Raw genomic sequence first — 24,202 nt, forward strand, 5'->3', positions numbered from 1 at the left:
AGCGGGCGGCCCACCCGGGTCGGCTACGATTTCAAGGTTCCGTACAAACCGACCTGGGAGCAGCCTCCGATGGCTCGACACCTCATCACCAGCGCCCTTCCGTACATCAACGGGATCAAGCACCTGGGCAACATGGTGGGGTCCATGCTCCCGGCCGACGTGTACTCCCGTTACCTGCGCCAGCGCGGCCACGACGTCCTGTACATCTGCGCGACCGACGAGCACGGCACCCCCGCCGAACTGGCCGCCAAGGAGCAGGGCATCCCGGTCGACGAGTTCTGCGCTCAGGCGCACGACGCCCAGAAGGCGATCTACGACGGCTTCAGCCTGGCCTTCGACTACTTCGGCCGCAGCAGCAGCCCGCAGAACCGCGAGATCACCCAGGAGATCGCCCGCGAGCTGAAGGCGAACGGCTTCATCGAGGAGCGGGCGATCCGCCAGGTGTACTCGATCACCGACGGCCGCTTCCTGCCGGACCGCTACATCATCGGCACCTGCCCGCACTGCGGCTACGACAAGGCCCGCGGCGACCAGTGCGAGAACTGCACCCGCGTGCTGGACCCGACCGACCTGATCGATGCGCGCTCGGCGATCAGCGGCAGCAGCGACCTGGAGATCCGCGAGACCAAGCACCTGTTCCTGCTGCAGTCCGCGCTGGCCGGCGAGGTCGAGCAGTGGGTGGACCAGCAGGCCGACAAGTGGCCGGTGCTCGCCTCCTCCATCGCCCGCAAGTGGCTCACCGAGGGCCTGCACGACCGTGCGATCACCCGTGACCTGGACTGGGGCGTGCCGGTCCCGGCGGACACCTGGCCGGACCTGGCCGCCGAGGGCAAGGTCTTCTACGTCTGGTTCGACGCCCCGATCGAGTACATCGGCGCCACCAAGGAGTGGGCGGACCAGGACCCGGAGAACCGCGACTGGCGCTCCTGGTGGTGGGAGGCCGACGACGTCCACTACACCCAGTTCATGGGCAAGGACAACGTCCCCTTCCACAGCGTGATGTTCCCGGCGACCCTGCTGGGCACCCGCGCGCCGTGGAAGAAGGTCGACGTCATCAAGGCCTTCAACTGGCTGAACTACTACGGCGGCAAGTTCTCCACCTCGCAGCGGCGCGGCGTCTTCACCCACGACGCGCTGGAGATCCTGCCCGCCGACTACTGGCGCTACTTCATGATGGCCAACGCCCCGGAGTCGGACGACGCGTCCTTCACCTGGGAGCACTTCACCGCCACGGTCAACAAGGATCTCGCCGACACCCTCGGCAACTTCGTCAACCGTGTCCTGTCCTTCTCCCGCAAGCGCTTCGGCGAGGAGGTGCCGGCGGGCGGCGCGCCCGGTGAGGCGGAGGCGAAGCTGGGCGAGGAGATCGCCCGGCTGCTCGCCGAGTACGAGGAGCACATGGAGGCGATCCAGTTCCGCAAGGCGGCGGCCGCGCTGCGCGCCCTGTGGTCGGCGGGCAACTCCTACCTGGAGGAGAAGGCCCCCTGGCTGGAGATCAAGACCGACAAGGAGGCGGCGGCCCTCACGCTCCGCACGGCGATGAACCTGATCCACCTCTACGCGGTGGTCTCCGAGCCGTTCATCCCGACCTCCGCCAAGACGATGCGCTCGGCCTTCGACCTGAAGGACGACACCGCGACCTGGGTGAGCCACGAGCAGGCCCGCGCCCTGAACGCGGTCCCGGCCGGCACGCCCTTCACCGTCCCGCCGGTCCTCTTCGCCAAGCTCACCGACGAGGACCTCGAGCGCTACAAGGAGCGCTTCGGCGGCTCCGAGGAGTAATCGGACCGAACGCGACACCGCACCGGCGCCAGCCGGACCGAGCCACCACTGGGGGAACCGTTCATGGCACTGTTCGGCAACGCGCACAGCATCGACCCGGCCTCGGCCCAGCAGGACTACGCCCGCCTGCTGGGCCACGGCGAGCAGGTGCACGCCGCCTACCTGCTCATCCGTGACACCATCCTGCTCACCGACCGCCGCCTGATCCTGATCGACAAGCAGGGCATCACCGGCAAGAAGACCGAGTACCACTCGGTCCCCTACCGCAGCATCACCCACTTCTCCGTCGAAACAGCCGGCCACTTCGACCTGGACGCCGAACTCAAGATCTGGATCTCCGGCACCCCGGCCCCCATCGAGAAGACCTTCACCAAGGGCGTCGACATCTACGAGGTCCAGGCCATCCTCACGCAGTACGTGGCGCGGTAGGCCGGCGAGCAGCGAGTCGCATGTCCTGGACCAGCATGGACATCGACGACCATCTGCTGGCCCTGGCGCAACGACAGCTCGGCGCCAGGACCAAGCAGGAGACCATCAACCGCGCGTTGGCCCTGGCGGCAGCCATCAGCGCGGAGGACAGGGCCCGCACGCTGAGCTGGCTGCAGGAGAACTCCGACAGCTCCCTCGACTTCGACGTCCTTGAGGAACGAGAGCGCTCAGGGGCGTGACCCGCCTCGCCGGACGCCACCGAGCCCTGGTGCCCATCAATCCTTCGACACGCACGCCACGAACTCGGCCCAAGCCTCCGGCGTGAGGGCGAGGCGGGGGCCGGTGGTTGGGTGCTTGGAGTCGCGGACGTGGATCGTGCTGGGGGACGTCGCTATCTCGACACAGGACTCACCGTCGTTGCCACTGCTGTAGCTGCTTTTGAACCACACCAGTTCGGAGCCGGTCCCGGCAGAGGCCTTGCGGATCATGCTTCTCCCAGCAATTGCTCGATGAATGCCAGCGACTCCCACGGTGGGAGGGCCTGCGCCCGGATGGTGCCATACCGCAGCTCAAGGATGCGTAGCTGCCTCAGATCGGTGACCGGACGACCATTGAACGCTCCGTCGGAACGCGCAACTGCCGTGCCGTCCGCAAACTTCAACAGCTCGATCTTGCCGTCCAAGCCGGAGTGAACCTCAACGCGGGTCGGCATCACCTGCAGGGTGACGTTGCGCATCCGCCCCACCTCCAGCAGACGTTCGAGCTGCTGTCGCCACACCATTGTGCCTCCGAGCGGACGTCGGAGCGGTGCCTCTTCCAGGACGAAATGAATGGACGGCACCGGATCACGCTCGAAGATCGACTGCCGGGCCATCCGAGCAGCCACCATGCGCTCCACGTCGTCCGGTGAATAGGGCGGCTGCGCAGCCTCGATCAACGCGCGCGCATGCTCCGGTGTCTGCAACAAGCCGTGAACGCTGTGGCACTCATACAGGCCGATCTCGACCGCCTTGGCCTCCATCTCCGCCAAAGCCCGCACCTTCTTCGGGTACCGGACCTTGGCCACGTCCTCCTTCATCGCCGAGAGCAGTCCGCCCGCCCCCAGCACCTCGTCCGCCCTGTCCAGATACTCCGGGCGGGGAATCCGCCTGCCGCTCTCGATCTTGTAGACGAGGTCCTCGCCGTACCCCACCGCCTTGCCGAACTCGCCGGCCCGCATGCCGATCGCCTCGCGCCGGAGCTTGAGCTGCCGGCCCACGGTGGCGACGACGGCCACGCCCCACTCGTCGTCCGGGTCCACCTCCCACCCCGGCTCGTCCGCCTCCGTCTTCAGCCGCCGGACCTCGTTGTCCACGGACATGCGCGCCCCTCCGTCGTACCGCCCTGCATCGGCGACGCCCTACCCGCACGCGCCGCCCCGACAAGCCCGGACACCACCGGACAACGACCGGACAGTCACCGTACGCAACCGCGACGTCACTCCCCACGGTAGGCAAAAACGGCCACGCTGAGTGACGTGATGCAGAAACTCACCCAACCCGGCAGCCCCATCCGCGACTTCAGCGTCCTGCTGTCCCCCACGCCCCGAGGAGCCCGTCTCGCCCGCCTGCTCGCCACCGAGCAACTGCGCCGCTGGGGGCTGCCGTTGGACCCTGCCCAGCTCATCGTGGCCGAGCTGGCCAACAACGCCGCCACACACGGCCGCGTCCCCGGCCGCAACTTCCGGCTCCTGCTCTACGTCGTCGGCGGCACCCTCCGCATCGAGGTCACGGACACGCGCGGTGACCGGCTCCCCCACCGACGCCCTGCCGCCCCCACCGCCGAATCCGGCCGCGGCCTGACCCTCGTAGCTGCCCTCGCCGACCGCTGGGGAGTCACCGACGGCCTCCCGCCCCGCAAGACGGTCTGGGCCGAACTCACCCTCCCCGCCCCGAAGTCACCGGAGCCCGAGCGCCCGCACTCCGGTGCGTCCAGCGCTCCCAAAGGACCAAGAACCAGGGAGAAAGAACCCCTCCAAGCCCCACCCCTCCCTCCCGGCGGGCGGACTCACTCCGGCGAGTGAATATGCCAAATGGATTGGATTTGGGGTGGGTTGCCTGCTCTACGCTCAGCGCCAGCGCACAACGCGCAGCAACCACCACAGACATGCGTCGGCCCTCGCGGGGACTGCCATTCCCACTGCGAGGGCCTGACCACCGAGGAAGAAAGCCCTTCCCGATGGGTACCAAGAACTCTAGCGCGCCCCTCCCCGTCGAGTCCCGGAACCGGGGCAAGAACCACCCCGACGGGGAACGGATCGCCGGCGTCGTCCACGACCACGTCCGCCACACCGAGAACTTCACGGTGATCGGCAACGACCTGGCCCAGCACCCGGATCTCTCCCTGCTCGCCATCGGACTGGCCTGCTACATCCAGTCCGTACGCCCCGGCACCCCCGTCGACATCAAGACCCTCGCCGCCCGCTTCCCCGAAGGGAACACCCGCATCGCCGCCGCCCTGCGGGAGCTCGAAGCGCACGGCTACCTGCGCCGTACCCGCGAGCGCACCCCCGCGGGCCGCATCGTCACCCGCACCGTGTCCTGCAACAGGCCGGGGCACCGCGGCCCCCGGGAACCGGCCGCCCGCAAGCCCGCACGCCGGCCGTCGCCCGGCGAACCGGCACCGCGCAAGCGGCTCCCGGCCGTCCCCCAGCCATCGCACCCCTGGCCCGCCCTGATCCGCACAGCCCTCGACGTCCTCGCCGGCCTGCGCCGCCACGACTCACGCCTGCTGCTCTCCGCCACCGACGCGGAACACCTCGCCCCCGGTGTCGCCGCCTGGCTGGAACGCGACCTCACCCCCACCGCCGTACGCCACGCCCTGACCGCCAACCTCCCGGACGAACCCCTGACCCGCCCAGCCGCCCTCCTGGCCCACCGCCTGACAACCCAGCTCCCACCCCCGCCTCCACCCCGCCCTCCAGCCCCACCGACCCCCACACCCCGCCACCCCTTCCAAACCTGCGACGTCTGCGACCGCGCCTTCCGCGCCCCCTCCCCAGGCCGCTGCCGCGACTGCCGCAACGAGCAGAGCGAGATCACATGAGTACACGAGCGCTCGGCCCGGCCGCGCCGGATACCCTGGCGGGGGTACTCCCGGAGGACACCATGAGCACATTGCCGGACCACGGACGCGAGCTGATCCCCCGCCCGGAGCAGACACCCGATGCCCTGCGCGCGGCGCTCACCGTCGTGGCCCCGGGCAGGCTGCCGGAGATGCAGGCCACGAAGGACGAGGCGTTCGCCAAGGCGGTCGAATGGCAGTCTGTGAGCCCCGTGCAGAGCTGGGTGCTCCGCTGGGCCCGGGACATCGAAATCGCGCGTCGTCCCGACCTGTCCTCCCGTCTCGAGCATGCACAGAGCAGACTTGAGGACGCAGATCCCGCCATCGCCGAAGAAGCTCTCCGGGAGCTGACCGCTGTACTGGACGAAGCCATGAAGGCAGTACGCGGTTGAGCTGGAAGTGGGAGTACGCCTTCGGAGCAGAGCAAACCGCCCGCACCGCACCGGCCGAGTTTCTGACCCACGTGGAGAAGAAGGCGGAAGAGCTGGTCAGAGCCGCGGAGGCCATGCATCTGCACGGTCGAGCCCACGCAGGTATCGATCCGAGCGGCGGCGACATCATCGTGCCGGGCGGCATGTTCAGGTATCAGATCGTCGTACGCAGCGAGCGGGTCTACGTCGTACAGATCACCTACCTGGGCTTTTAACGGTCTAGGCCACCGACCGACCGGTGTTTCGAGTCTTGGACCGGGCTGAGGCCCGGGAATGATCAGCCCCGCCACCGAGTTGGCCCCGGTATGACGAGCGCTTCGCGGAGTACAGAGGTGTTGCGGTACACGGCGTTCTCGACGGATCCGGGTGGGGGGAATCCCGCCGGGGTCGTGCTGGACGCCAGGGGGTTGTCGGACGAGGACATGCTGGGGATCGCCGCCGAGGTGGGGTACAGCGAGACCGCGTTTCTGATTCCGTCGTCGTCGGGGGAACGCCGTTTCGATGTGCGCTACTTCAGCCCCAAGGCCGAGGTTCCGTTCTGCGGGCACGCCACCGTCGCCTCGGCGATCGCGCTGGCGGAGCGGACGGGGCCGGGGGAGCTGGAGTTCCGGACGCCTGCCGGGACCGTTCCCGTCACAGTGGCCGAGGGGAGTGACGGGAGTCTGCGGGCCACGCTGACGAGTGTGGAGCCGAAGGTGGAAGGCGTGGCCGAGGCGGACGTGCGGGAGGCGCTGGCGGCGCTCGGGTGGGCGGGGGATGAGCTGGACGCCGCGCTGCCGCCCCGGATCGCCTTCGCGGGGGCCCGCCATCTCGTGCTGGCCGCGGGGACCAGGGAGCGGCTCGCGGAGCTGGAGTACGACTTCGACCGGCTGGCAGCGTTCATGCGGCGGCTGGACCTGACGACGGTGCAGCTGGTGTGGCGGGCTTCGGAGACGGTGTTCCATGTGCGGGATCCGTTCCCGGTGGGCGGGGTGGTGGAGGACCCGGCGACGGGGGCTGCCGCGGCCGCGTTCGGGGCGTATGCGCGGGAGTTGGGGCTGGTGCCCGACGAGGCCGTCCTCACGCTGCATCAGGGGGAGGACATGGGGCGGCCCGGTGTGCTCACCGTCGAACTGCGCGGCGGCGACCCCCGCGTGCGGGTCAGCGGTGCCGGGGCGCGTATTCCGCCTACTCCGGAGTGAGCAGGCCACAGAGCAATAGCTGAGGGCCCGGTCCCGCCGGTGTGGCGGTTCCGGGCCCTCGCTACAGCGCTACAGCTGGGCCTGCCGTGTGCCTGCCCTGGAAGGGACTTACTTCGGCTGCGGCTTGCGGATCGACAGGTGGAGTTCCTTCAGGCGCTCCTCGTCCAGCTCCGTCGGGGCGCCCATCATCAGGTCCATCGCGTTGCCGTTGAGCGGGAAGGCGATGGTCTCGCGGATGTTGGGCTCGTCGGCCAGCAGCATGACGATGCGGTCGATGCCCGGCGCGATACCGCCGTGCGGCGGGGCGCCGAAGCGGAACGCGCGGAGCATGCCGGCGAACTTCTCCTCGACGGTCTCCCGGTCGTAGCCGGCGATCTCGAAGGCCTTGAGCATGATCTCCGGGTCGTGGTTCCGGATCGCGCCGGAGGACAGCTCGACGCCGTTGCAGACGATGTCGTACTGCCAGCCCAGGATCTCCAGCGGGTCCTGGGTCTCGAGGGCCTCCAGGCCGCCCTGCGGCATGGAGAACGGGTTGTGCGAGAAGTCGATCTTGCCGGTCTCCTCGTCCCGCTCGTACATCGGGAAGTCGACGATCCAGCAGAAGCGGAAGACGTCCTCCTCGAAGTGGCCGGCGCGCTTGGCGGCCTCGACGCGGACCGCGCCCATGATCTTGGAGACCTCGTCGTACTCGCCCGCGCCGAAGAACACCGCGTGGCCGGGGGCCAGGGAGAGGCGCTTGGTCAGCTCGGCGACGTTCTCCTCGGTGAGGAACTTGGCGATCGGGCCGGTCAGCGAGCCGTCCTCGCCGACGCGGACCCAGGCCAGGCCCTTGGCGCCCTGGGCGACTGCGAAGTCACCGAGCTGGTCGAAGAACTTGCGCGGCTGGCCGGAGACGTCCGGCACCGGCAGCGCGCGGACGTGCTTGCCGGCGAAGGCCTTGAACTCCGAGCCCTCGAAGATGTCGGTGATGTCGACGAGCTCCAGCTTGGCGCGCAGGTCCGGCTTGTCGGAGCCGTACTTCAGCATCGCCTCGCGGAACGGGATCCGCGGGAACGGCGAGGTGACATGGCGGCCGTTGCCGAACTCCTCGAAGAGCTCGGTCATCACCTTCTCGATCGGCTGGAAGACGTCCTCCTGCTCGACGAAGCTCATCTCCACGTCGAGCTGGTAGAACTCGCCCGGCGAGCGGTCGGCGCGCGCGTCCTCGTCGCGGAAGCAGGGCGCGATCTGGAAGTAGCGGTCGAAGCCGGAGATCATCAGCAGCTGCTTGAACTGCTGCGGCGCCTGCGGCAGGGCGTAGAACTTGCCCGGGTGGAGGCGGGAGGGCACCACGTAGTCACGGGCGCCCTCGGGGGAGGTCGCGCTGAGGATCGGGGTGGCCAGCTCGTTGAAGCCCAGCGCCGTCATCTTCTGGCGGATCGCCGAGATCACCTTGGTGCGCAGCATGATGTTGCGGTGCATGCGCTCGCGGCGCAGGTCGAGGAAGCGGTACTCCAGGCGCCGCTCCTCGTTGACGCCGTCCTCGGTGTTGATGGTGAAGGGGAGGGGCGCCGCCTCGCCGAGCACCTCGACCTCGGAGACCTCGATCTCGATCTCGCCGGTCGGCAGGTCGGGGTTGACGTTCTCCGCGCCGCGGGAGACGACCTTGCCGTCCACGCGGAGCACGGTCTCCTTGGACAGCTTGTCCAGCGCCTCGTACGCCTCGGTGCCCGGACGGGCCACGAGCTGCGTGATGCCGTAGTGGTCGCGCAGATCGATGAAGAGGATGCCGCCCAGGTCGCGCCGATTGTGCAGCCAGCCACTCAGCCGGACGTCGGTGCCGACGTCAGAGGAGCGGAGCTCGCCGCAGGTGTGGGACCTGTACCGATGCATCGTCGTTCATCCAGTCTTCGCGGATCGGGGTCGTCGTTTCACGTGAAACGTCCGGAAACGCAGCTCGTGAAACAGGAAACTCCCCCCAAGACTACCGGCCGCCCCGAGATCGACTCCCCGGCATTACAGCCCGGTCGTCTGTGCGACCACGGTGGCAGTGTTCGCTGCATTCTTCCTAAAGTGGGGCAATGCGCACAGGTGAACCCCTGCCCTCGGTGGAGGACGTCCTCAGCCTCCTCGACACCGGCCGGTGGCACTGGGACACCGCAGCCGGGGAGGTCACGGTCGACGCCGTGGCTGCCCGGCTGCTCGGGCAGCCCGCCGAGGAGTGCGTCCTCACGGAGGCACAGGTGCGGGCCCGGCTGCACCCGGTCGACTGGAACGAGATCACCGGCGTGGTCCAGCTCGCCGTCGCCGAGGGAACCCTCGCCGAGGTCCGCATCCGAGTCATGGACGACCAGGGGCGCGTCGTCCGGGTCGTCCGCAGCCGCTCCAAGCCGTCCTTCGACCCCGAGCGCAAGGCGTACGTCCTGACCGGCACCCTCCAGGAGGTCACCGACCCGGCCCCGGGCACGCCCGCCGGGCGCAGCGCGGTCACCGGCGACTGGCGGCGCTCCAGGGAGGCCTTCCTGCTGGACGCCGGCCGTGCCCTGGCCGAGGCGCGCTCCACCGAGGAGGTGCTGCGGGTCGCGGCGAACCTGTCGATGCCGGGCTTCTCACCGGACGGCCTGGCCGTGTTCGGCGTCGAGGGCGACCGGCTGACGGTCATCGGCCACCACGGGCACGAACCCGGCGACGAGGGTCCCTTCACCTATATGCCGCTGGACACCGACTACCCGGCCGCCGAGGTGGTCCGTACCGGCCGTGCGGTGTATCTCTCCTCGCCCGAGCAGTACAAGGCCCGCTATCCGCTCACCTGGCCCATGGCGCAGCGCTTCGGCCGCCAGTCCTGGGCCTTCCTGCCGCTCACCGTGGCGGGCCGCCCCATGGGCGCCTGGATGGCGGCCTTCACCTACCCGGTCGCCTTCACCCCCGACGAGCGCTCCGTGCTGACCACCGTGGCCCGGATGCTGGCGCAGGCGCTGGCCCGGGCGGAAACCGCCGAGAGCGAGCGGGCGCTGACCGACGGACTGCAGCGCACGATGCTGCCCCGGCTGGGCCAGCAGCGCATCCCCGGCATGAGCGTCGCCGCCCGCTACGTCCCCACCGGCGGCGGCCTCCAGGTCGGCGGCGACTGGTACGACGTGATCCCGCTGCCCAGCGGACGGTTCGCCCTGGTCATCGGGGACGTGCAGGGCCATGACGTACGGGCGGCGGGGCTGATGGGCCAGCTGCGGATAGCCCTGCGCGCCTACGCCTCCGAGGGGCACCGGCCGGACGCCGTGCTCACCCGCGTCTCCCGCTTCCTGCACGGCATCGGCGAGGCCGACCCCGCCGAGAACCGCTTCGCGACCTGCCTGTATGTCGAGGTGGACCCCGTCACCGGCGTCCTGGAGGTCGCCCGCGCCGGGCACCCGGACCCGGTGATCCGCATGGCCGACGCCACCGTGCTGACCCGGCCCACGGCCGGCGGGCTGCCGCTCGGTATCGACCCGGACGCCGACTACCCCACCACCCGGCTGATCCTGGAACCCGCCGAGACCATGCTGATCTGCACCGACGGTCTGATCGAGACCGGCGGCCACGACCTGGACACCGGCTGGACACGGCTGCGCTCCCTCCTCGAGGAGCACAAGGGCAACCTGGAGGAGCTCGCCGACGCCCTGGTGCAAGCGGTGCACGGCCCCTCCTCGCACCACACCACCGGTCCGCTGGCCGACCGCCGCGAGGACGACATCGCCCTGCTGCTGCTCTGCCGGCAGGGCGAGGGCTGCGGCTGCGGCGCCGAGACGGACACCGTGCGGCCGCCGGTGCGGCGCACCATGCTCACCGTGGCGCAGGCCGAGCCCGAGCGGGTGGCGATCGCCCGCCATCAGCTGCGCGAGCTGCTGCACGACTGGTCCTCGGCGGACCAGGTGGACTCCGCGGTGCTGCTGCTCTCGGAACTGCTCACCAACGTCCTGGTCCACACCGACGCCGACGCACTACTGGTCGCGGAGGTCACCGGAGGGCGGGACGGCCGCCGGATGCGCATAGAGGTCACCGACGCCGGCGACGACCTGCCCCACCCCCGCAGACCCGGCGAGCTGGCCTCCTCCGGCCGCGGCCTGATCCTGATCGAGGAGCTGGCCCACGCCTGGGGGGTCGACCCGCGCGGCGAGGGCAAGAGCATCTGGTTCGAGCTGTACGAGCCGGAGGCCGAGGCGGCCGGGGACGGGAACGGCGGAAGCGACGGGAACGGCGGAAGCGACGGGAACGGTCGCCCGCACCCGGACGGCACCCCGGGTACCTGGAGCGAATAGAAGCGAAGAGAGGCGATCAACCAAGGGCCGCGCCCCCTCAGGACGGCTCGCCCGCCCCGTCCTCCTCCGCGTACCGGTGACGCAGCTCGTCGACCACTCCGAACGCCGCCGCCGTCAGCGGCACCGCCATCAGCATGCCGACGATCCCGGCGACCGACGCCCCGGCGGCGATCGCCAGCATCACCACAGCCGGATGCATCTGCACGGTCCGGCTCTGGATCAGCGGCTGGAGCACATGCCCCTCCAGCAGCTGCACCGCGATCACCACGCCCAGCGCCCACAGCGCGATGACGAAGCCCCGGTCGGCCAGCGCCACCAGCACCGCCACCGTGCCGGAGATGAAGGCGCCCAGGTAGGGGATGTAGGCGCCGACGAAGACCAGCGCCCCGAGGCCCACCGCGCCCGGCACGCCGAGGATCAGCAGGCCCACGGTGATGCACACCGCGTCGATCAGGGCGATGAAGGTGGTGCCGCGCATGAAGCCCTCCACGGCCTGGAAGGCCCGCCGGGCCATGGCCACCGTCATGTCGCCGGAGCGGCGCGGGACGAGGGCGCGCACGACGGCGCCGGCCCGCTCGGAGTCGCGCAGGAAGAAGAAGACCAGCAGCAGCGCCAGCACGGCCATGGCGAGGGTCTCGCCGACCACGCTGACACCGCTGATGACGCCCGAGGCGGCCGTGCCGCCGAACTTGGAGAGCAGCCGGCGCATGTTGGACGCCAGGTCGTGCAGGGAGGTCCCGGCGGCCCCGAAGTGCCGGGCGATGTCCTGCGCGGCATCACGCAGCGAGGTGATGATCTGGTCCCCGGACTCGATCAGCGCGGCGACCACGATGTACACGGCCCCGCCGACCACGGCGACGACCGCGACACAGGTGAGCCCCGCGGACAGGGAGCGCTTGACCCCCGCCCGCACCAGCCGCCGGTGCAGCGGCCTCAGCAGCGCGGTGCCGAGCAGGGCGAGCAGGACGGGGACGACGGCCGGCCGGAAGGCCACGCAGAGCCGGATGCCGACGTAGACGACCCCGGAGACCAGCAGGGTGACGGCGCACCATGCGGCGAGGCGCCGGACCGGGTCGGGCAGCAGCGGCGAGGAGTCCTGCACACCGCCAGCCGATCATGGACGGCGGGGGCTGTCCTGCCCTGGCGCCCCGCGTGGGTGATCCGCCAGGCCAGGAACGCCGGTGTCACACCTCCCGCGTGCCGGTGTCACACCTCCCGCGTGCCGGTGTCACACCTCCCGCGTGCCGGTGTCACACGTCCTGCGGGCCGGGTGTCACACGTCCTGCGGGCCCTCGTCCGTCATGCCGTGCACGGCGGGGACGGTGCCCAGGCGGCCCTTCTGGTAGTCCTCGAAGGCCTGCACCAGCTCTTCCTTGGTGTTCATCACGAACGGGCCGTAGTGGACCATCGGCTCCCGGATGGGCTGCCCGCCGAGCAGCACGACCTCCAGGTCGGGGGTGTGGGAGTCCTGCTTGTCGTCGGCCCGGACGGTCAGCGAGGACCCGGCCCCGAAGACGGCCGCCTGGCCCAGGTGGACCGGCCGCCGCTCGGCGCCGACCGACCCGCGCCCGGCGAGGACGTAGGCGAGCCCGTTGAAGTCCTCCCGCCAGGGCAGGGTGACCTCGGCGCCCGGCGCCAGCGTCGCGTGGATCATGGTGATCGGGGTGTGGGTGATGCCGGGGCCCTTGTGGCCGTCCAGCTCACCGGCGATGACCCGCAGCAGCGCGCCGCCGTCGGGGCTGGTGAGCAGCTGGACGCTGCCGCCCCGGATGTCCTGGTAGCGGGGGGCCATCATCTTGTCCTTGGCCGGGAGGTTCACCCACAGCTGCAGCCCGTGGAAGAGGCCGCCGGACATGACCAGGTGCTCGGGCGGCGCCTCGATGTGCAGGATGCCTCCGCCGGCGGTCATCCACTGGGTGTCGCCGTTGGTGATGGTGCCGCCGCCACCGTTGGAGTCCTGGTGCTCGAAGATGCCGTCGATGATGTAGGTGACGGTCTCGAAGCCCCGGTGAGGGTGCCAGGGCGTCCCCTTGGGCTCACCGGGTGCGTAGTCCACCTCACCCATCTGGTCCATCATGATGAACGGGTCCAGGTAGCGGTAGTTGATCCCCGCGAACGCCCGGCGCACCGGGAAGCCCTCGCCCTCGAAACCGCTCGGAGCGGTGGTCACGGCCAGCACGGGACGCGGCACGGCGTCGGCCGGTGCGGCCACGCGGGGCAGCGTCAACGGGTTCTCGACGGTCACTGCAGGCATGTCGTACCTCCTCGGGTACACCCAGATTAGTTGAGCATTGAACTTCCTGCCACCCCAAACAGCGAGGAGCCCGGAGGACATTCCCTCCGGGCTCCGCACGAGCGTCGTGCGCCTCAGCCATACATCCGGCGCATCGCGAACTCCACCATCTGCTCGACCGCCTTGGCGTCGAACACCATCCGGTGCTCGCCCTCCATGTCGAGGACGAAGCCGTAGCCGGTCGGCAGCAGGTCGATCACCTCGGCGCCGGTGATCACGAAGTACTTGGACTCCTTGCCCGCGTACCGGCGCAGCTCCTTGAGCGAGGTGAACATCGGGATCACCGGCTGCTGGGTGTTGTGCAGGGCGAGGAAGCCGGGGTTGTCGCCGCGCGGGCAGTACACCTTCGACGTGGCGAAGACCTGCTGGAAGTCCTCCGCGGTCATCTGCCCGGTGGTGAAGGCGCGCACCGCGTCGGCGAGCGAGGGCGCGGACGGCTCCGGGTACAGCGGCGGCTGCTGCCCGTACCCGCCCGGCATGTGCTGCTGCGGCGGGACGTAGCCCTGCTGTGTCCCTACGTTCTGGTCGTAGCCGTACATGACGCACAGACTACTGACCCCCGGGGCGGCCGGAAGAGGGCCGAGGAGGGGTGAGTCACAGATGTCCGGTTCGGGGTTGCTTCTTATTACCGACGGGTAGCATCATCGTAGCTACTGATTGGTACGTGAACTAGTGCGAGGATTCAGTGCCTCGCCGATCTCTTCTAACGGAGCCGTCGCCATGGGGCACTACAAGTCGAATCTCCGCGACATCGAGTTCAACCTCTTCGAAGTACTCGGGCGGGACAAGCTGTACGGCACCGGCCCGTTCGAGGAGATGGACGTCGAGACCGCGAAGAGCATCCTGGAGGAGCTCTGCCGCCTCGCGGAGAACGAACTGGCCGAGTCCTTCGCCGACGCCGACCGCAACCCGCCGGTCTTCGACCCGGAGACCAACACCGCCCCGATCCCCGAGTCCTTCAAGAAGAGCTACCAGGCCTTCATGGACTCCGAGTACTGGCGCCTGGGCCTGCCCGAGGAGATCGGCGGCACCACCGCCCCGCGCTCCCTGATCTGGGCCTACGCCGAGCTCATCCTCGGCGCCAACCCGGCCGTGTGGATGTACTCCTCCGGCCCCGCGTTCGCCGGGATCCTCTACGAGGAGGGCAACGAGGTCCAGAAGCACATCGCGAAGATCGCCACCGAGAAGCAGTGGGGCTCCACGATGGTCCTCACCGAGCCGGACGCCGGCTCGGACGTCGGCGCCGGCCGCACCAAGGCCGTGCAGCAGGAGGACGGCTCCTGGCACATCGAGGGCGTGAAGCGCTTCATCACCTCCGGTGAGCACGACATGTCGGAGAACATCCTCCACTACGTGCTCGCGCGCCCCGAGGGCGCAGGACCCGGCACCAAGGGCCTGTCCCTCTTCCTCGTCCCGAAGTACCTGTTCGACTTCGAGACCGGCGAGCTGGGCGAGCGCAACGGCGTCTACGCCACCAACGTCGAGCACAAGATGGGCCTGAAGGTCTCCAACACCTGCGAGATGACCTTCGGCGACAAGCACCCCGCCAAGGGCTGGCTCATCGGCGACAAGCACGACGGCATCCGCCAGATGTTCCGCATCATCGAGTTCGCCCGCATGATGGTCGGCACCAAGGCGATCTCCACCCTCTCCACGGGCTACCTCAACGCCCTGGAGTACGCCAAGGAGCGCGTCCAGGGCCCCGACCTGGCGAACTTCATGGACAAGACCGCGCCGAAGGTCACCATCACCCACCACCCCGACGTGCGCCGCTCGCTGATGCTGCAGAAGGCGTACGCCGAGGGCATGCGCGCCCTGGTGATGTACACCGCCTCCATCCAGGACGCCATCCAGGTCAAGGAGGCCGCCGGCGAGGACGCCTCCACCGAGCACGCGCTGAACGACCTGCTCCTGCCGATCGTCAAGGGCTACGGCTCGGAGAAGGCCTACGAGCAGCTCGCCCAGTCGCTGCAGACCTTCGGCGGCTCCGGCTTCCTGCAGGAGTACCCGATCGAGCAGTACATCCGGGACTCCAAGATCGACACCCTCTACGAGGGCACCACGGCGATCCAGGGCCAGGACTACTTCTTCCGGAAGATCGTCCGCAACCAGGGTGCCGCCCTGAACAGCCTCGCCGAGGACATCAAGAAGTTCCTGGCCATCGGCACCGGCGGCGAGGAGCTGGCCGCCGCCCGCGAGCACCTCGCCAAGGCCACCGTCGAGCTGGAGGCCATCGTCGGCCTGATGCTCAACGACCTCGCGGCCACCGAGAAGGACGTCAAGAACATCTACAAGGTGGGCCTGAACACCACCCGCCTGCTGATGGCCTCCGGTGACGTGATCGTCGGCTACCTGCTGCTCAAGGGCGCCGCGGTGGCCCTGGAGAAGCTGGAGACCGCGACGGCGAAGGACAAGGCGTTCTACACCGGCAAGATCGCGGCGGCCAAGTTCTTCGCCGCCAACGTCCTGCCCGGCGTGACCGCCGCCCGCAAGGTCGCCGAGACCGTCGACCTGGACCTGATGGAGCTGGACGAGGCCGCGTTCTGATCACGCGCCCGCCCCGCTGAAGCCCGGGCCCGTCTCCCGTCACGGGAGGCGGGCCCTCGCTTCTCCGGGAGGCGAGCCCTCGCTTCTCCGGGAGGCGGGCCCTCGCTTCTCCGGGAGGCGAGCCCTCGCTTCTCCGGGAGGCGAGCCCTCGCTTCTCCGGGAGGCGGGCCCTCGCTCGTCGTCAACCGGACCTCATCCGTCGTTAAGGTGAACCCCATGAGCGCACCCTCCCGCTTCGACCGCGGCCACACCGACGACCTGATGACGTTCCTGGCGGCGAGCCCCACGCCGTACCACGCCGTGGCCAACGCCGCCGAGCGGCTGGAGAAGGCCGGCTTCAGGCAGGTCGCGGAGACGGAGGCCTGGGACGGGACCAGCGGCGGCCGGTACGTGCTGCGCGGCGGCGCCATCGTCGCCTGGTACGTCCCCGAGGGCGCCGCCCCGCACACCCCCTTCCGGATCGTCGGCGCCCACACCGACTCCCCCAACCTGCGCGTCAAACCGCTGCCCGACAGCGGGGCGCACGGCTGGCGCCAGGTCGCCGTGGAGATCTACGGCGGCCCGCTGCTCAACTCCTGGCTCGACCGCGACCTGGGCCTGGCCGGCCGCCTCACCCTGCGCGACGGCTCCACCCGCCTGGTGAACGTCGACCGCCCGCTGCTGCGCGTGCCCCAGCTCGCCATCCACCTGGACCGCTCGGTCACCGCGGAGGGCCTCAAGCTCGACAAGCAGCGCCACATGCAGCCGGTGTGGGGCCTGGGCGACGACGTCCGCGACGGCGACCTGATCGCCTTCCTGGAGGAGACCGCCGGCATCCCCTCCGGCGAGGTCGCCGGCTGGGACCTGATGGTCCACTCCGTGGAGCCGCCCGCCTACCTGGGCCGGGACCGCGAACTGGTGGCCGGCCCCCGCATGGACAACCTCCTCTCCGTGCACGCCGGCACGGCGGCCCTCGCGGCCGCGTCCACCACCCCGGACCTGCCCCACATCCCGGTGCTCGCCGCCTTCGACCACGAGGAGAACGGCTCCCAGTCCGACACCGGCGCCGACGGCCCGCTGCTCGGCAACGTCCTGGAGCGCTCGGTGTTCGCCCGCGGCGGCACCCTCGAGGACCGCGCCCGCGCCTTCGCCGCCACCGTCTGCCTGTCCTCCGACACCGGCCACGCCGTCCACCCCAACTACGCGGAGCGGCACGATCCCACGCACCACCCGCGCATCGACGGCGGCCCCATCCTCAAGGTCAACGTCAACAACCGTTACGCCACCGACGGTTCGGGCCGCGCGGTCTTCACCGCCGCGTGCGAGCGGGCCGGGGTGCCCTTCCAGTCCTTCGTCTCCAACAACGCGATGCCCTGCGGCACCACCATCGGCCCGATCACCGCGGCCCGGCACGGCATCCGCACGGTGGACATCGGCGTCGCCATCCTCTCCATGCACAGCGCCCGCGAACTCTGCGGCGCCCGCGACCCGTTCCTGCTGGCGAACGCGCTCGCCGCGTTCCTGGAGGGCTGACGCCCCGCCGCGGTGAGGAGCGGGCCGCGCAGGCGGCCCGCATGGTCAACACCGCGCCACCGCATGCTTTCTGACCCCGCGGGTACCCGGAGGCGACCGGACCGACCGGACCGACCGGACCGGCCGGACCGACCGGACAAGGAAGGCGTGACTCATGGGCCTCGGCGGATGCATCATCCTCATCGCGGTGGGAGCCATTCTCACCTTCGCGACCGACTGGGACATGCGGGGAGTCAACCTGGACCTGGTCGGCGTGATCTTCATGATCGTCGGCCTGATCGGCGTGGCGACCTTCAGCAGCATCGCCCGCCGCAGGCGCGTGGTGGTCCCCCCGGCGACCTCGGTCGTCGACGACCCGGCCACCCGCCCGCACCACCGGGACGGCTACTCGGACGGATACGGGGCGTAGACGAGGGCGGGCGTGGACGAGGGCGGGCGTGGACGAGGGCGGACGTGGACGGGCGCGGGGTGGACGTTTTTGCGCGGCGCACCAGGTCAGCTGTGCGGAGCCTCCGGCTCGCTGAGCCGCCCGGCGAGGAGGGCGAGCCAGCCGCTGGGTGAGTAAGGAGCGGGCGGATCGACCTCCATGCCCAGTTCGGCCAGCGCAGTGGCGTAGTCGGTCTCGCCGAGGCCGAGAGCGAGCAGTTCGTGCAGCTCGCCGACGAGGCGGGCGGTCAACCGGGAGTCGGTGGAGGTGCGGTAGTCGTCGACGGCCGCGTCGTGGTCGTCGAACTCGTCCGGCATGTCCTGGGAGAACCAGCCGCCGAGGAACTGGGCCAGCTCCGGGAAACGGGCGTGCCATTCCCCGTGGGTGACGGGAGCGGACGGGGCCGGGCACTCGCCCTGCTCGATGCTCCGTCTGATGTGATCGGCCAGGCAGTACAGCCACTGCTGGACCTCGCCCTCGGGCAGACCGACGTCCGGGACCGGGTAGAACTCGCCGAGCCGCAGGCGAAGTCGTCCGGGCGGATTGCCGGCGTAGTCGCGCAGCTGACGCTCGGCGATGGCCAGGGCCCAGGGACGGGTGTGCCAGGTGTGGCGGAGGTAGGCGGTCAGGGCCTGGCCGGGCCGGTCGGGCGTGTCATCGGCAGCCTGGCCGAGGTAGGCGCGGAGGACCTGATCCAGTTCGCCGTAGCGGCCGTCGTGGTCGAGGGGGCTCAGGGGCACGGTGGGCAGCCTCTAGGAGTCTTCACAGGTAGACGGGGAAGGTGGCGTGGACGGTGAAGCCGTGCGGCCGGGACGGATCCCGCTTGAGGATCACCCGGGCGGCCCTGACGTCCACCGGGTCACGGCCGGCCAGCGCCATCGCCTGCAGCAGCACACGGCCGACCGGCTCGGGCCGGGACGGCCAGGACGCCTCGATGGTCAGCCGGGAGCGGGTGGACTGCGCGAGCCAGCGGTGAATGAGCTGCTCGTTGGCGTTCACGACCTGCTGAGTGGCCCACTGAGCGGTCTCACGGTCGGGGTAGGTGGCGGTTCGGGTGCGCATCTACTCGGTTTCGTCCGGGCGCGGCCAGGGGCGCTTGGGCTGCCACAGGGGGGAGTGAGCTTCTCTCAGGTGCTCGATGCACAGGCGGGCGAACAGGGGGAAGAAGTCGACGAAATCGTCGGAGCCGCCTGGCCCGCCTCCCATGGCCTCACCGGCGAAGAAGCAGTCCATCTGCTCCTCCGTGTGGAAGATGGCGATGGCCTGGTAGCACTCGGAGACCACACTCGGCAGAACCCACGGGCACCGTGGGTGGGTCTCCTCGATGTACATGCGGATGCCTTCTTCCGTGGTGGCGTCCTGCATGTCATCGCTGATCGCGACCCCGTCCTGGCCGAAGTAGATCGGGAGGAGCTGACGGAACCGCGGGAAGCGCAACAGCAACTCTCGCGTCGTCGGAGGGGGATCGAAGTACGCGCTGCGGTCTACGCGCTCGTTCCAGTTCTCCAGATGCTCGGCGATTTCCCGCCACACATCGGGTGTGCGCTCCTCTGTGGCGGCACGGGGAATGCGCTTGAGCGCGGCGTGGGTACCCTCCGGAGATTCTTCGAAGAGATCAGCAGCCAGCCGCAACTGGTAGGCGATCTCCCGAAGATTTCGCCCGCCATCCTTTTCCGCGTTTCGAATGCCGCGAATGAGCGGGAGCAATTCATTCTGCCAGCGAGCCGGGTCGTCCGGAATTCTTCGGCTCCACCCGTCGTACCTGTCCAGAAGCACGCGAGCACCCTGGAGCGTCCAGTAGTCGACGTATTCCCGGTCTGTCATACCGCCATCCTAGCGTCAGAGATCTCTGGGCATCGAAGTGAGCACAATGAACGGCGGATCCAGATCCTCGTTGTAGATAAGGCGTGTCTCGACGCCGTACACGTCCTTCGCCTTGTCCGACGGAAACGGATCGTGCTTGATTTCCTCGTTCTTGATGCTTCTCCCGCTGGGGCCGAACGGCGTCTGGTCGACTCGGATGTCCAGTCGTTGTTCTCTGTTTTCGTCGGCAAGCCAGTCGCGGATCTCGTCTTTGTTTGTGTCAATGTTGTACTGGGTCAACTTCTGTGCCGAATCGAGATCCCTGAAAGAAGAGGCTTCGGCCACCTTCGGCCGTCCGTGGGGCCAGGCGGTGCCCGGCCGCGGCGGTTTGTTCAGATCGTCCCTTGAGGAGCGGCCGCATACCGGGGCCGCATGTATCCGACGCACACCTCGGGCGAATGGTTGTGCACCGGCAGGCGCGGATCTCGCAAAACGACAAGAGGAGTACGACAAGAGACCCCGGTCAGGTCCTGGGGTGCCGGACGTCCACCGGGTCACGGCCGGCCAGCGCCATCGCCTGCAGCAGCACACGGCCGACCGGCTCGGGCCGGGACGGCCAGGACGCCTCGATGGTCAGCCGGGAGCGGGTGGACTGCGCGAGCCAGCGGTGAATGAGCTGCTCGTTGGCGTTCACGACCTGCTGAGTGGCCCACTGAGCGGTCTCACGGTCGGGGTAGGTGGCGGTTCGGGTGCGCATCTGTCCGTCTCTTCGGGGCGTCAGGTCCGCTCAGGCTGCCACAGGGGGGAGTGGGCCTCCCGCAGGTGCTCGATGCACAGGCGGGCGAACAGGGGGAAGAAGTCGACGAAATCGTCGGACCCTCCTGATCCGCCCCCCATGATCTCCGAGAAGAACCGATCCATCTGCTCCTCCGAGTGGAAGATGGCGATGGCCTGATAGCACTCGGAGACCACACTCGGCAGATCCCAAGGGCAGCCTGGGTGGGTCTCCTCGATGTACATGCGGATGCCCTCCTCCGTGGTGGCACCCTGCATGTCATCGCTGACCGCAACGCCGTCCTGCCCGAAATAGATCGGGAGAATCTGACGGAATCTCGGGAAGCGCAGCAGCAATTCTCGTGTCGTCAGAGGAGTGTCGAAGTAGGTGCTGCGGTCGACGCGATCGTTCCAGTTCTCCAGGTGTTCGGCGATTTCCCGCCACACATCCGAAGTGCGTTCCTCGGCGGCAGCACGGGGAATTCGCTTGAGCGCGGGGTGGGCGCCCTCCGGAGATTCCTCCATCAGGTCAGCAGCCAGCCGCAATTGGTAGGCGATCTCCCGGAGAGTTCGCCCGCCGTCCGACTCAGCATTCTGAATGCCACGAATACGCGGGAACAGTTCATGCTGCCAGCGAGCCGGGTCGTCCGGAATTCTCCGGCTCCAGCCGTCGTAACGGTCCAGAAGTGCGCGAGCACCCTGGAGCGTCCAGTAGTCGACGTGTTCCCGGTCTGTCATGCTGCCATCCTAGCGTCAGAGATCTCTGGGCATCGAAGTGAGCACAATGAAGGGTGGATCGAGGTCTTCGTTGTAGACGAGACGCGTCTCGACACCGTGTACGTCCTTCGCCTTTCCGGCCGGAAAGGGGTCGCTCTTGATTTCGTTCTTGTTGATGCTTCTGCCGCTGGCACCGAACGGTGTCTCCTCGACAAAGATGTCCAGGCGTCGCTTTCTCTTGGGGTCGGCAAGCCAGGTGCGGATCTGCTCTTCGTTCTGGTCGATGTTGTACTGGGTCATCCTCTGCGCCCTTTCCAGGTCCTTGAACGAAGAGGCCTCGGCCACCATCGGCTGCCCGTGGGGCCACTCGGTTCCCGGCCGCGGCGGCTTCTTCAGATCGTCCCTCAGCCGCTGTGCCAGCTGGTTGTCGTCCAGGCCGACGTGCTTGTTGACCGTGTGGGCGTTGTCCAGCCACTCCGTGGACGCCAGATCGACCTGGTAGACGCCGCGGTCCGCGTCTCCCGGGGTGCTCCACTTGTGCTCGCGCTTGAACTCGTTGAGCGCCCGCGCTCCGAACGCCTCCGCGCGTGCCTCCTCCGCCTTGTACGTGGGGGCGCTGAGCCAGGCCTCCTGGAGTTCCGGCAGGAGTTTGCGCAGCTGTCCGGCTCCCTCGTGGAACGCCTTGTGGCACTCCTCCACCGCCTTGTCGGCACCGGACTTGTCCATGTGGGAGCGGAAGACCGTCACGATCTCGGCAAAGGTGAGAACCGCCGCCAGCCTGGTCATCTCGCTCCAGCCGAACCCGTCCGGCGCGAAGTGCCTGACCGTCGCCTTGGTGGCCTCCATCGCGAGCCGCTCGGTGGTCTTCCGGCATTTCTCGGCGGCGTCCGCCACGTCGTGAAAGGCCCGCTTCATCGCATCGCCGGTCTTCATCAGGACCTCGATGACGGGGCGGCGGTCCTCCGGTTTCACCGACGGGTTCGTCCGCCAGTCGCGACCGCCCGGCTGCCTGGGAGGCACGGCGTCGCCGGCCTCGGTCCATCGCCCGCCCCAGGCCGAGGTTCCCCAGATGGACTGGCAGAAGGAGTTCATGGCGCCCTGCCACTCGCCGTTGCTGCCGTCCGTCAGGTACCCGATGCGGCCGGCGAAGCTGTCCGCGGACTTCTGCGCCGCCTTGCCTGCCGCTTCCCATGCGTTGCCGATGCTGCGCAGGCTGTCCGTGTCGGCGCCGGGCGTGATCTCATGGGTCTTGCCCAGCCGCAGCCCCTCCTCGACCGCGGGTTTGATCAAGTCCGCGATGAAGTCCGGGATTTCACCGATGCCGGCCAGGAACTCCGTGTCCGTGCCGTCCCCGGTGCCGGTCCACTTGATGGAGGCGACGGGTCCGTAGGAGACCTTGCCGACCCCGATCGGGGCATCCCGGCGCGGGGGCGGCCCGTACATGCCGCGCGAGTGCCAGTCGGCGGCCACATAGGTGTTGGCCGTGTCGGTCAGGCCCACCGCGACGCCGCCGATGCTCTGGATGCCCTTGGCCCACACCTCCAGGAACTTCTTGGCCACCTCCGCGTAGGCCGCCGCGAAGTCGTCCGCGCCCGTCCCCTTGCCGGCCGCCTGCCGGTGGTCCACGTTCTCGACCAGTTGTGTGGCGGCCTGGTGGAACGTGAACTGCTCGTCACGGATCAGCGCCGACGTGTAGTAGAGATGCGCGGGCTTGACGTCGAAGCCGCTTCCGCTGCCCGGAGCGGGCTGCCTGAGCTGCTCGCGCTCCCACTTGCGGCGGGCCTGTGACGGGCGGCCGTCGGGCCCGGTCGGCGGCGGGGGCGGCGGTTCGTAGTCGGGGTCCGGGGACGTGCCGGGGCTCGGTTCGGGCTCCGGGCCGGGCCGGCTGGGCGCCGGCTCGACGTCACCCGCGGGCGGGGTGGCCGACGGGCTGGGCCGCGGGGGCGGCGGCGTCGCCATCAGCCGGCCCCCCAGCCGTTCAGCACAGCCTGGTGGGCCGCCGCATAGTTCGTGTGACCCGTGGTGACGTACTCGTGCAGCCACTTCTGGGCGGCCTCGAGGTCCTGGGCCGAGCGGTCCCACTCGTCGAGCTTCTCGACGAAGACCTCACGGGCCTCGCCGCTCCAGGACAGGACGACCGGCTCGACACGGTCGTACAGGTCCTCCAGCTTCTCGTTGAGCTTCTTGAGGATGTCCTCGAGTTCGGTGGCGAGTTCCTGGAGTGTCGTGAACTTCACCGCTATGTGGTCGTCGGCGGGGCTGTTCCCGCTGGGCATGTTTCTCCCCCGGTGTCTGTGGGACGTGCTCGGTACTCGGTACCAATGCGGTACGAACTGAGGCTTCCGTGCGCTCAGTACGCTTCGAGACTGCTGCGCGACGGCCCGGCCGGCGGCCGTGACGCGGCGTCGGTGTTCGGCGTCGAGAGCTTGTCGACCTCGCCGGCGACGTCCACCTGGATCTGGCGGATGCGGGCGACGACGCCGAGGTCCTCCTTCGAGAAGCCGTCGCGGCTCATGCGTACGGCCTGCTCGAGGTGCTTCATGACCTCGCGGATGCGTACGGCGTCCTCGGCCGCGGCGCGGTGGAAGTCCCGGTACGTCCTGGCCGCGGGCCCCTGCCAGCCCGCCTCGATGCGGTCCACCAGCGCGTCCATGCGCCTGACCTGCTTGTCCAGGTGGTCCTGCATGTCGTCCAGGTCGTCGGCCAGCTTGGTCAGCTTCTGGGAGGACGCGCGCAGGTCAGGACCGCCTCCCTGCCCGCCGCCCGACTGCCCGGGCTCTGCCATGCCCTACCTCGCCCCCCGTGACACCGCGGACTCAAGTCCCCTGTCGTTCATGGATCTTACGCACAGGCGTACGGGCGCGGCCGGAGCAGGGCAGGCAGGGCGGCGAGTCGCCGGACGCTCGAGGGAGGCCCCGGCACGGCGAAGG

At 69.3% G+C, this 24,202-nt stretch carries 26 protein-coding genes and 1 pseudogene; 12 read left to right on the plus strand and 15 right to left on the minus strand.

Annotated features, from left to right (window positions below; all coding sequences use genetic code 11):
- The first annotated feature begins 69 nt into the window (after positions 1 to 69).
- The 3 genes from metG (at position 70) to ABD207_RS08315 (ending at position 2,450) form a co-directional block, all read left to right on the plus strand.
- Positions 70 to 1,782, plus strand: coding sequence for a methionine--tRNA ligase (gene metG / locus ABD207_RS08305; protein WP_344011239.1), 1,713 nt, complete (start codon positions 70 to 72; stop codon positions 1,780 to 1,782).
- 63 nt (positions 1,783 to 1,845) lie between these two features.
- Complete coding sequence (locus ABD207_RS08310) at positions 1,846 to 2,211, plus strand: PH domain-containing protein (RefSeq protein WP_344011241.1); 366 nt, start codon at positions 1,846 to 1,848, stop codon at positions 2,209 to 2,211.
- A 20-nt stretch (positions 2,212 to 2,231) separates the two neighbouring features.
- Positions 2,232 to 2,450, plus strand: a complete 219-nt coding sequence (locus tag ABD207_RS08315; RefSeq protein ID WP_344011243.1) for a type II toxin-antitoxin system VapB family antitoxin — start codon at positions 2,232 to 2,234, stop codon at positions 2,448 to 2,450.
- 36 nt (positions 2,451 to 2,486) lie between these two features.
- On the opposite strand, the gene ABD207_RS08320 is transcribed toward ABD207_RS08315, so the two are convergent.
- Together ABD207_RS08320 and ABD207_RS08325 are read right to left on the minus strand one after the other, a co-directional pair.
- Positions 2,487 to 2,699 (minus strand): DUF397 domain-containing protein, encoded by a 213-nt coding sequence (locus tag ABD207_RS08320; RefSeq protein ID WP_344011245.1) that lies wholly within the window; start codon positions 2,697 to 2,699, stop codon positions 2,487 to 2,489.
- Positions 2,696 to 3,571 (minus strand): helix-turn-helix domain-containing protein, encoded by an 876-nt coding sequence (locus tag ABD207_RS08325; RefSeq protein ID WP_344011247.1) that lies wholly within the window; start codon positions 3,569 to 3,571, stop codon positions 2,696 to 2,698. The genes ABD207_RS08320 and ABD207_RS08325 overlap by 4 nt, the downstream gene beginning before the upstream one ends.
- Positions 3,572 to 3,730: 159 nt before the next feature.
- Here ABD207_RS08325 and ABD207_RS08330 point away from each other — a divergent pair, with 159 nt between their 5' ends.
- The 5 genes from ABD207_RS08330 (at position 3,731) to ABD207_RS08350 (ending at position 6,925) form a co-directional block, all read left to right on the plus strand.
- Positions 3,731 to 4,273, plus strand: coding sequence for an ATP-binding protein (locus tag ABD207_RS08330; RefSeq protein ID WP_344011310.1), 543 nt, complete (start codon positions 3,731 to 3,733; stop codon positions 4,271 to 4,273).
- A gap of 155 nt (positions 4,274 to 4,428) precedes the next feature.
- Positions 4,429 to 5,295: a helix-turn-helix domain-containing protein gene (locus ABD207_RS08335; protein WP_344011248.1), complete on the plus strand. Its 867-nt coding sequence runs from the start codon at positions 4,429 to 4,431 to the stop codon at positions 5,293 to 5,295.
- A gap of 62 nt (positions 5,296 to 5,357) precedes the next feature.
- Entirely contained in the window at positions 5,358 to 5,705 is a 348-nt protein-coding gene (locus tag ABD207_RS08340) for a hypothetical protein (protein ID WP_344011312.1), read from the plus strand.
- Positions 5,702 to 5,959 carry a hypothetical protein gene (locus ABD207_RS08345; protein WP_344004675.1) on the plus strand — a complete coding sequence of 86 codons (258 nt, stop codon included), beginning with the start codon at positions 5,702 to 5,704 and terminating at the stop codon, positions 5,957 to 5,959. Before ABD207_RS08340 ends, ABD207_RS08345 begins: the two co-directional genes overlap by 4 nt.
- 90 nt (positions 5,960 to 6,049) lie before the next feature.
- The gene (locus ABD207_RS08350; RefSeq protein WP_344011250.1) at positions 6,050 to 6,925 is read left to right on the plus strand and encodes a PhzF family phenazine biosynthesis protein; all 876 of its coding nucleotides are present in this window, start codon (positions 6,050 to 6,052) and stop codon (positions 6,923 to 6,925) included.
- 108 nt (positions 6,926 to 7,033) lie between these two features.
- On the opposite strand, the gene aspS is transcribed toward ABD207_RS08350, so the two are convergent.
- The gene (gene aspS / locus ABD207_RS08355) at positions 7,034 to 8,797 is read right to left on the minus strand and encodes an aspartate--tRNA ligase (protein ID WP_344011252.1); all 1,764 of its coding nucleotides are present in this window, start codon (positions 8,795 to 8,797) and stop codon (positions 7,034 to 7,036) included.
- Between the two features lie 188 nt (positions 8,798 to 8,985).
- Between aspS and ABD207_RS08360 the strand changes: the two genes are divergently transcribed.
- Positions 8,986 to 11,199 (plus strand): ATP-binding SpoIIE family protein phosphatase, encoded by a 2,214-nt coding sequence (locus ABD207_RS08360; RefSeq protein ID WP_344011255.1) that lies wholly within the window; start codon positions 8,986 to 8,988, stop codon positions 11,197 to 11,199.
- Positions 11,200 to 11,236: 37 nt separating this feature from the next.
- On the opposite strand, the gene ABD207_RS08365 is transcribed toward ABD207_RS08360, so the two are convergent.
- From ABD207_RS08365 to ABD207_RS08375, 3 genes are all read right to left on the minus strand, one after another.
- Positions 11,237 to 12,301, minus strand: a complete 1,065-nt coding sequence (locus ABD207_RS08365) for an AI-2E family transporter (protein WP_344011256.1) — start codon at positions 12,299 to 12,301, stop codon at positions 11,237 to 11,239.
- Positions 12,302 to 12,472: 171 nt separating this feature from the next.
- Positions 12,473 to 13,453, minus strand: coding sequence for a pirin family protein (locus ABD207_RS08370; protein ID WP_344011257.1), 981 nt, complete (start codon positions 13,451 to 13,453; stop codon positions 12,473 to 12,475).
- A gap of 113 nt (positions 13,454 to 13,566) precedes the next feature.
- The gene (locus ABD207_RS08375; RefSeq protein ID WP_167994878.1) at positions 13,567 to 14,031 is read right to left on the minus strand and encodes an SseB family protein; all 465 of its coding nucleotides are present in this window, start codon (positions 14,029 to 14,031) and stop codon (positions 13,567 to 13,569) included.
- A gap of 181 nt (positions 14,032 to 14,212) precedes the next feature.
- Here ABD207_RS08375 and ABD207_RS08380 point away from each other — a divergent pair, with 181 nt between their 5' ends.
- From ABD207_RS08380 to ABD207_RS08390, 3 genes are all read left to right on the plus strand, one after another.
- The gene (locus ABD207_RS08380; RefSeq protein ID WP_344011258.1) at positions 14,213 to 16,039 is read left to right on the plus strand and encodes an acyl-CoA dehydrogenase; all 1,827 of its coding nucleotides are present in this window, start codon (positions 14,213 to 14,215) and stop codon (positions 16,037 to 16,039) included.
- Between the two features lie 216 nt (positions 16,040 to 16,255).
- Positions 16,256 to 17,551, plus strand: coding sequence for a M18 family aminopeptidase (locus ABD207_RS08385; protein WP_344011260.1), 1,296 nt, complete (start codon positions 16,256 to 16,258; stop codon positions 17,549 to 17,551).
- Between the two features lie 154 nt (positions 17,552 to 17,705).
- Positions 17,706 to 17,960: a DUF6458 family protein gene (locus ABD207_RS08390; protein WP_344011262.1), complete on the plus strand. Its 255-nt coding sequence runs from the start codon at positions 17,706 to 17,708 to the stop codon at positions 17,958 to 17,960.
- 86 nt (positions 17,961 to 18,046) lie between these two features.
- On the opposite strand, the gene ABD207_RS08395 is transcribed toward ABD207_RS08390, so the two are convergent.
- From ABD207_RS08395 to ABD207_RS08435, 9 genes and pseudogenes are all read right to left on the minus strand, one after another.
- Entirely contained in the window at positions 18,047 to 18,718 is a 672-nt protein-coding gene (locus ABD207_RS08395; protein ID WP_344011263.1) for a contact-dependent growth inhibition system immunity protein, read from the minus strand.
- A 22-nt stretch (positions 18,719 to 18,740) separates the two neighbouring features.
- Entirely contained in the window at positions 18,741 to 19,040 is a 300-nt protein-coding gene (locus ABD207_RS08400; protein ID WP_344011265.1) for an RNase A-like domain-containing protein, read from the minus strand.
- On the minus strand, positions 19,041 to 19,802 hold the full coding sequence (locus tag ABD207_RS08405; protein WP_344011267.1) for a hypothetical protein: 762 nt from the start codon (positions 19,800 to 19,802) through the stop codon (positions 19,041 to 19,043).
- 15 nt (positions 19,803 to 19,817) lie between these two features.
- Positions 19,818 to 20,126 carry an RNase A-like domain-containing protein gene (locus ABD207_RS08410; RefSeq protein ID WP_344011269.1) on the minus strand — a complete coding sequence of 103 codons (309 nt, stop codon included), beginning with the start codon at positions 20,124 to 20,126 and terminating at the stop codon, positions 19,818 to 19,820.
- Positions 20,127 to 20,310: 184 nt separating this feature from the next.
- Positions 20,311 to 20,538 (minus strand): annotated as a pseudogene (locus ABD207_RS08415) (RNase A-like domain-containing protein); the annotation flags it as partial.
- A 20-nt stretch (positions 20,539 to 20,558) separates the two neighbouring features.
- Positions 20,559 to 21,293: a hypothetical protein gene (locus ABD207_RS08420; protein WP_344011270.1), complete on the minus strand. Its 735-nt coding sequence runs from the start codon at positions 21,291 to 21,293 to the stop codon at positions 20,559 to 20,561.
- A gap of 15 nt (positions 21,294 to 21,308) precedes the next feature.
- Positions 21,309 to 23,231 carry an RNase A-like domain-containing protein gene (locus ABD207_RS08425; protein ID WP_344011271.1) on the minus strand — a complete coding sequence of 641 codons (1,923 nt, stop codon included), beginning with the start codon at positions 23,229 to 23,231 and terminating at the stop codon, positions 21,309 to 21,311.
- Positions 23,231 to 23,548 (minus strand): WXG100 family type VII secretion target, encoded by a 318-nt coding sequence (locus tag ABD207_RS08430; protein WP_344011273.1) that lies wholly within the window; start codon positions 23,546 to 23,548, stop codon positions 23,231 to 23,233. The genes ABD207_RS08425 and ABD207_RS08430 overlap by 1 nt, the downstream gene beginning before the upstream one ends.
- 74 nt (positions 23,549 to 23,622) lie before the next feature.
- Positions 23,623 to 24,057, minus strand: coding sequence for a WXG100 family type VII secretion target (locus ABD207_RS08435; protein ID WP_344011275.1), 435 nt, complete (start codon positions 24,055 to 24,057; stop codon positions 23,623 to 23,625).
- Positions 24,058 to 24,202: the final 145 nt, after the last annotated feature.

The organism is Streptomyces thermospinosisporus (assembly GCF_039526425.1).
Lineage (GTDB): Bacteria > Actinomycetota > Actinomycetes > Streptomycetales > Streptomycetaceae > Streptomyces > Streptomyces thermocarboxydovorans.

Excerpts from the sequence above, each read along its gene's own strand:
- metG (WP_344011239.1), top strand. The coding sequence starts at position 70 with ATGGCTCGACACCTCATCACCAGCGCCCTTCCGTACATCAACGGGATC.
- ABD207_RS08310 (WP_344011241.1), top strand. The coding sequence starts at position 1,846 with ATGGCACTGTTCGGCAACGCGCACAGCATCGACCCGGCCTCGGCCCAG.
- ABD207_RS08315 (WP_344011243.1), top strand. The coding sequence starts at position 2,232 with ATGTCCTGGACCAGCATGGACATCGACGACCATCTGCTGGCCCTGGCG.
- ABD207_RS08320 (WP_344011245.1), bottom strand. The coding sequence starts at position 2,699 with ATGATCCGCAAGGCCTCTGCCGGGACCGGCTCCGAACTGGTGTGGTTC.
- ABD207_RS08325 (WP_344011247.1), bottom strand. The coding sequence starts at position 3,571 with ATGTCCGTGGACAACGAGGTCCGGCGGCTGAAGACGGAGGCGGACGAG.
- ABD207_RS08330 (WP_344011310.1), top strand. The coding sequence starts at position 3,731 with ATGCAGAAACTCACCCAACCCGGCAGCCCCATCCGCGACTTCAGCGTC.
- ABD207_RS08335 (WP_344011248.1), top strand. The coding sequence starts at position 4,429 with ATGGGTACCAAGAACTCTAGCGCGCCCCTCCCCGTCGAGTCCCGGAAC.
- ABD207_RS08340 (WP_344011312.1), top strand. The coding sequence starts at position 5,358 with ATGAGCACATTGCCGGACCACGGACGCGAGCTGATCCCCCGCCCGGAG.
- ABD207_RS08350 (WP_344011250.1), top strand. The coding sequence starts at position 6,050 with ATGACGAGCGCTTCGCGGAGTACAGAGGTGTTGCGGTACACGGCGTTC.
- aspS (WP_344011252.1), bottom strand. The coding sequence starts at position 8,797 with ATGCATCGGTACAGGTCCCACACCTGCGGCGAGCTCCGCTCCTCTGAC.
- ABD207_RS08360 (WP_344011255.1), top strand. The coding sequence starts at position 8,986 with ATGCGCACAGGTGAACCCCTGCCCTCGGTGGAGGACGTCCTCAGCCTC.
- ABD207_RS08370 (WP_344011257.1), bottom strand. The coding sequence starts at position 13,453 with ATGCCTGCAGTGACCGTCGAGAACCCGTTGACGCTGCCCCGCGTGGCC.
- ABD207_RS08375 (WP_167994878.1), bottom strand. The coding sequence starts at position 14,031 with ATGTACGGCTACGACCAGAACGTAGGGACACAGCAGGGCTACGTCCCG.
- ABD207_RS08380 (WP_344011258.1), top strand. The coding sequence starts at position 14,213 with ATGGGGCACTACAAGTCGAATCTCCGCGACATCGAGTTCAACCTCTTC.
- ABD207_RS08385 (WP_344011260.1), top strand. The coding sequence starts at position 16,256 with ATGAGCGCACCCTCCCGCTTCGACCGCGGCCACACCGACGACCTGATG.
- ABD207_RS08390 (WP_344011262.1), top strand. The coding sequence starts at position 17,706 with ATGGGCCTCGGCGGATGCATCATCCTCATCGCGGTGGGAGCCATTCTC.
- ABD207_RS08400 (WP_344011265.1), bottom strand. The coding sequence starts at position 19,040 with ATGCGCACCCGAACCGCCACCTACCCCGACCGTGAGACCGCTCAGTGG.
- ABD207_RS08405 (WP_344011267.1), bottom strand. The coding sequence starts at position 19,802 with ATGACAGACCGGGAATACGTCGACTACTGGACGCTCCAGGGTGCTCGC.
- ABD207_RS08420 (WP_344011270.1), bottom strand. The coding sequence starts at position 21,293 with ATGACAGACCGGGAACACGTCGACTACTGGACGCTCCAGGGTGCTCGC.
- ABD207_RS08425 (WP_344011271.1), bottom strand. The coding sequence starts at position 23,231 with ATGGCGACGCCGCCGCCCCCGCGGCCCAGCCCGTCGGCCACCCCGCCC.
- ABD207_RS08430 (WP_344011273.1), bottom strand. The coding sequence starts at position 23,548 with ATGCCCAGCGGGAACAGCCCCGCCGACGACCACATAGCGGTGAAGTTC.
- ABD207_RS08435 (WP_344011275.1), bottom strand. The coding sequence starts at position 24,057 with ATGGCAGAGCCCGGGCAGTCGGGCGGCGGGCAGGGAGGCGGTCCTGAC.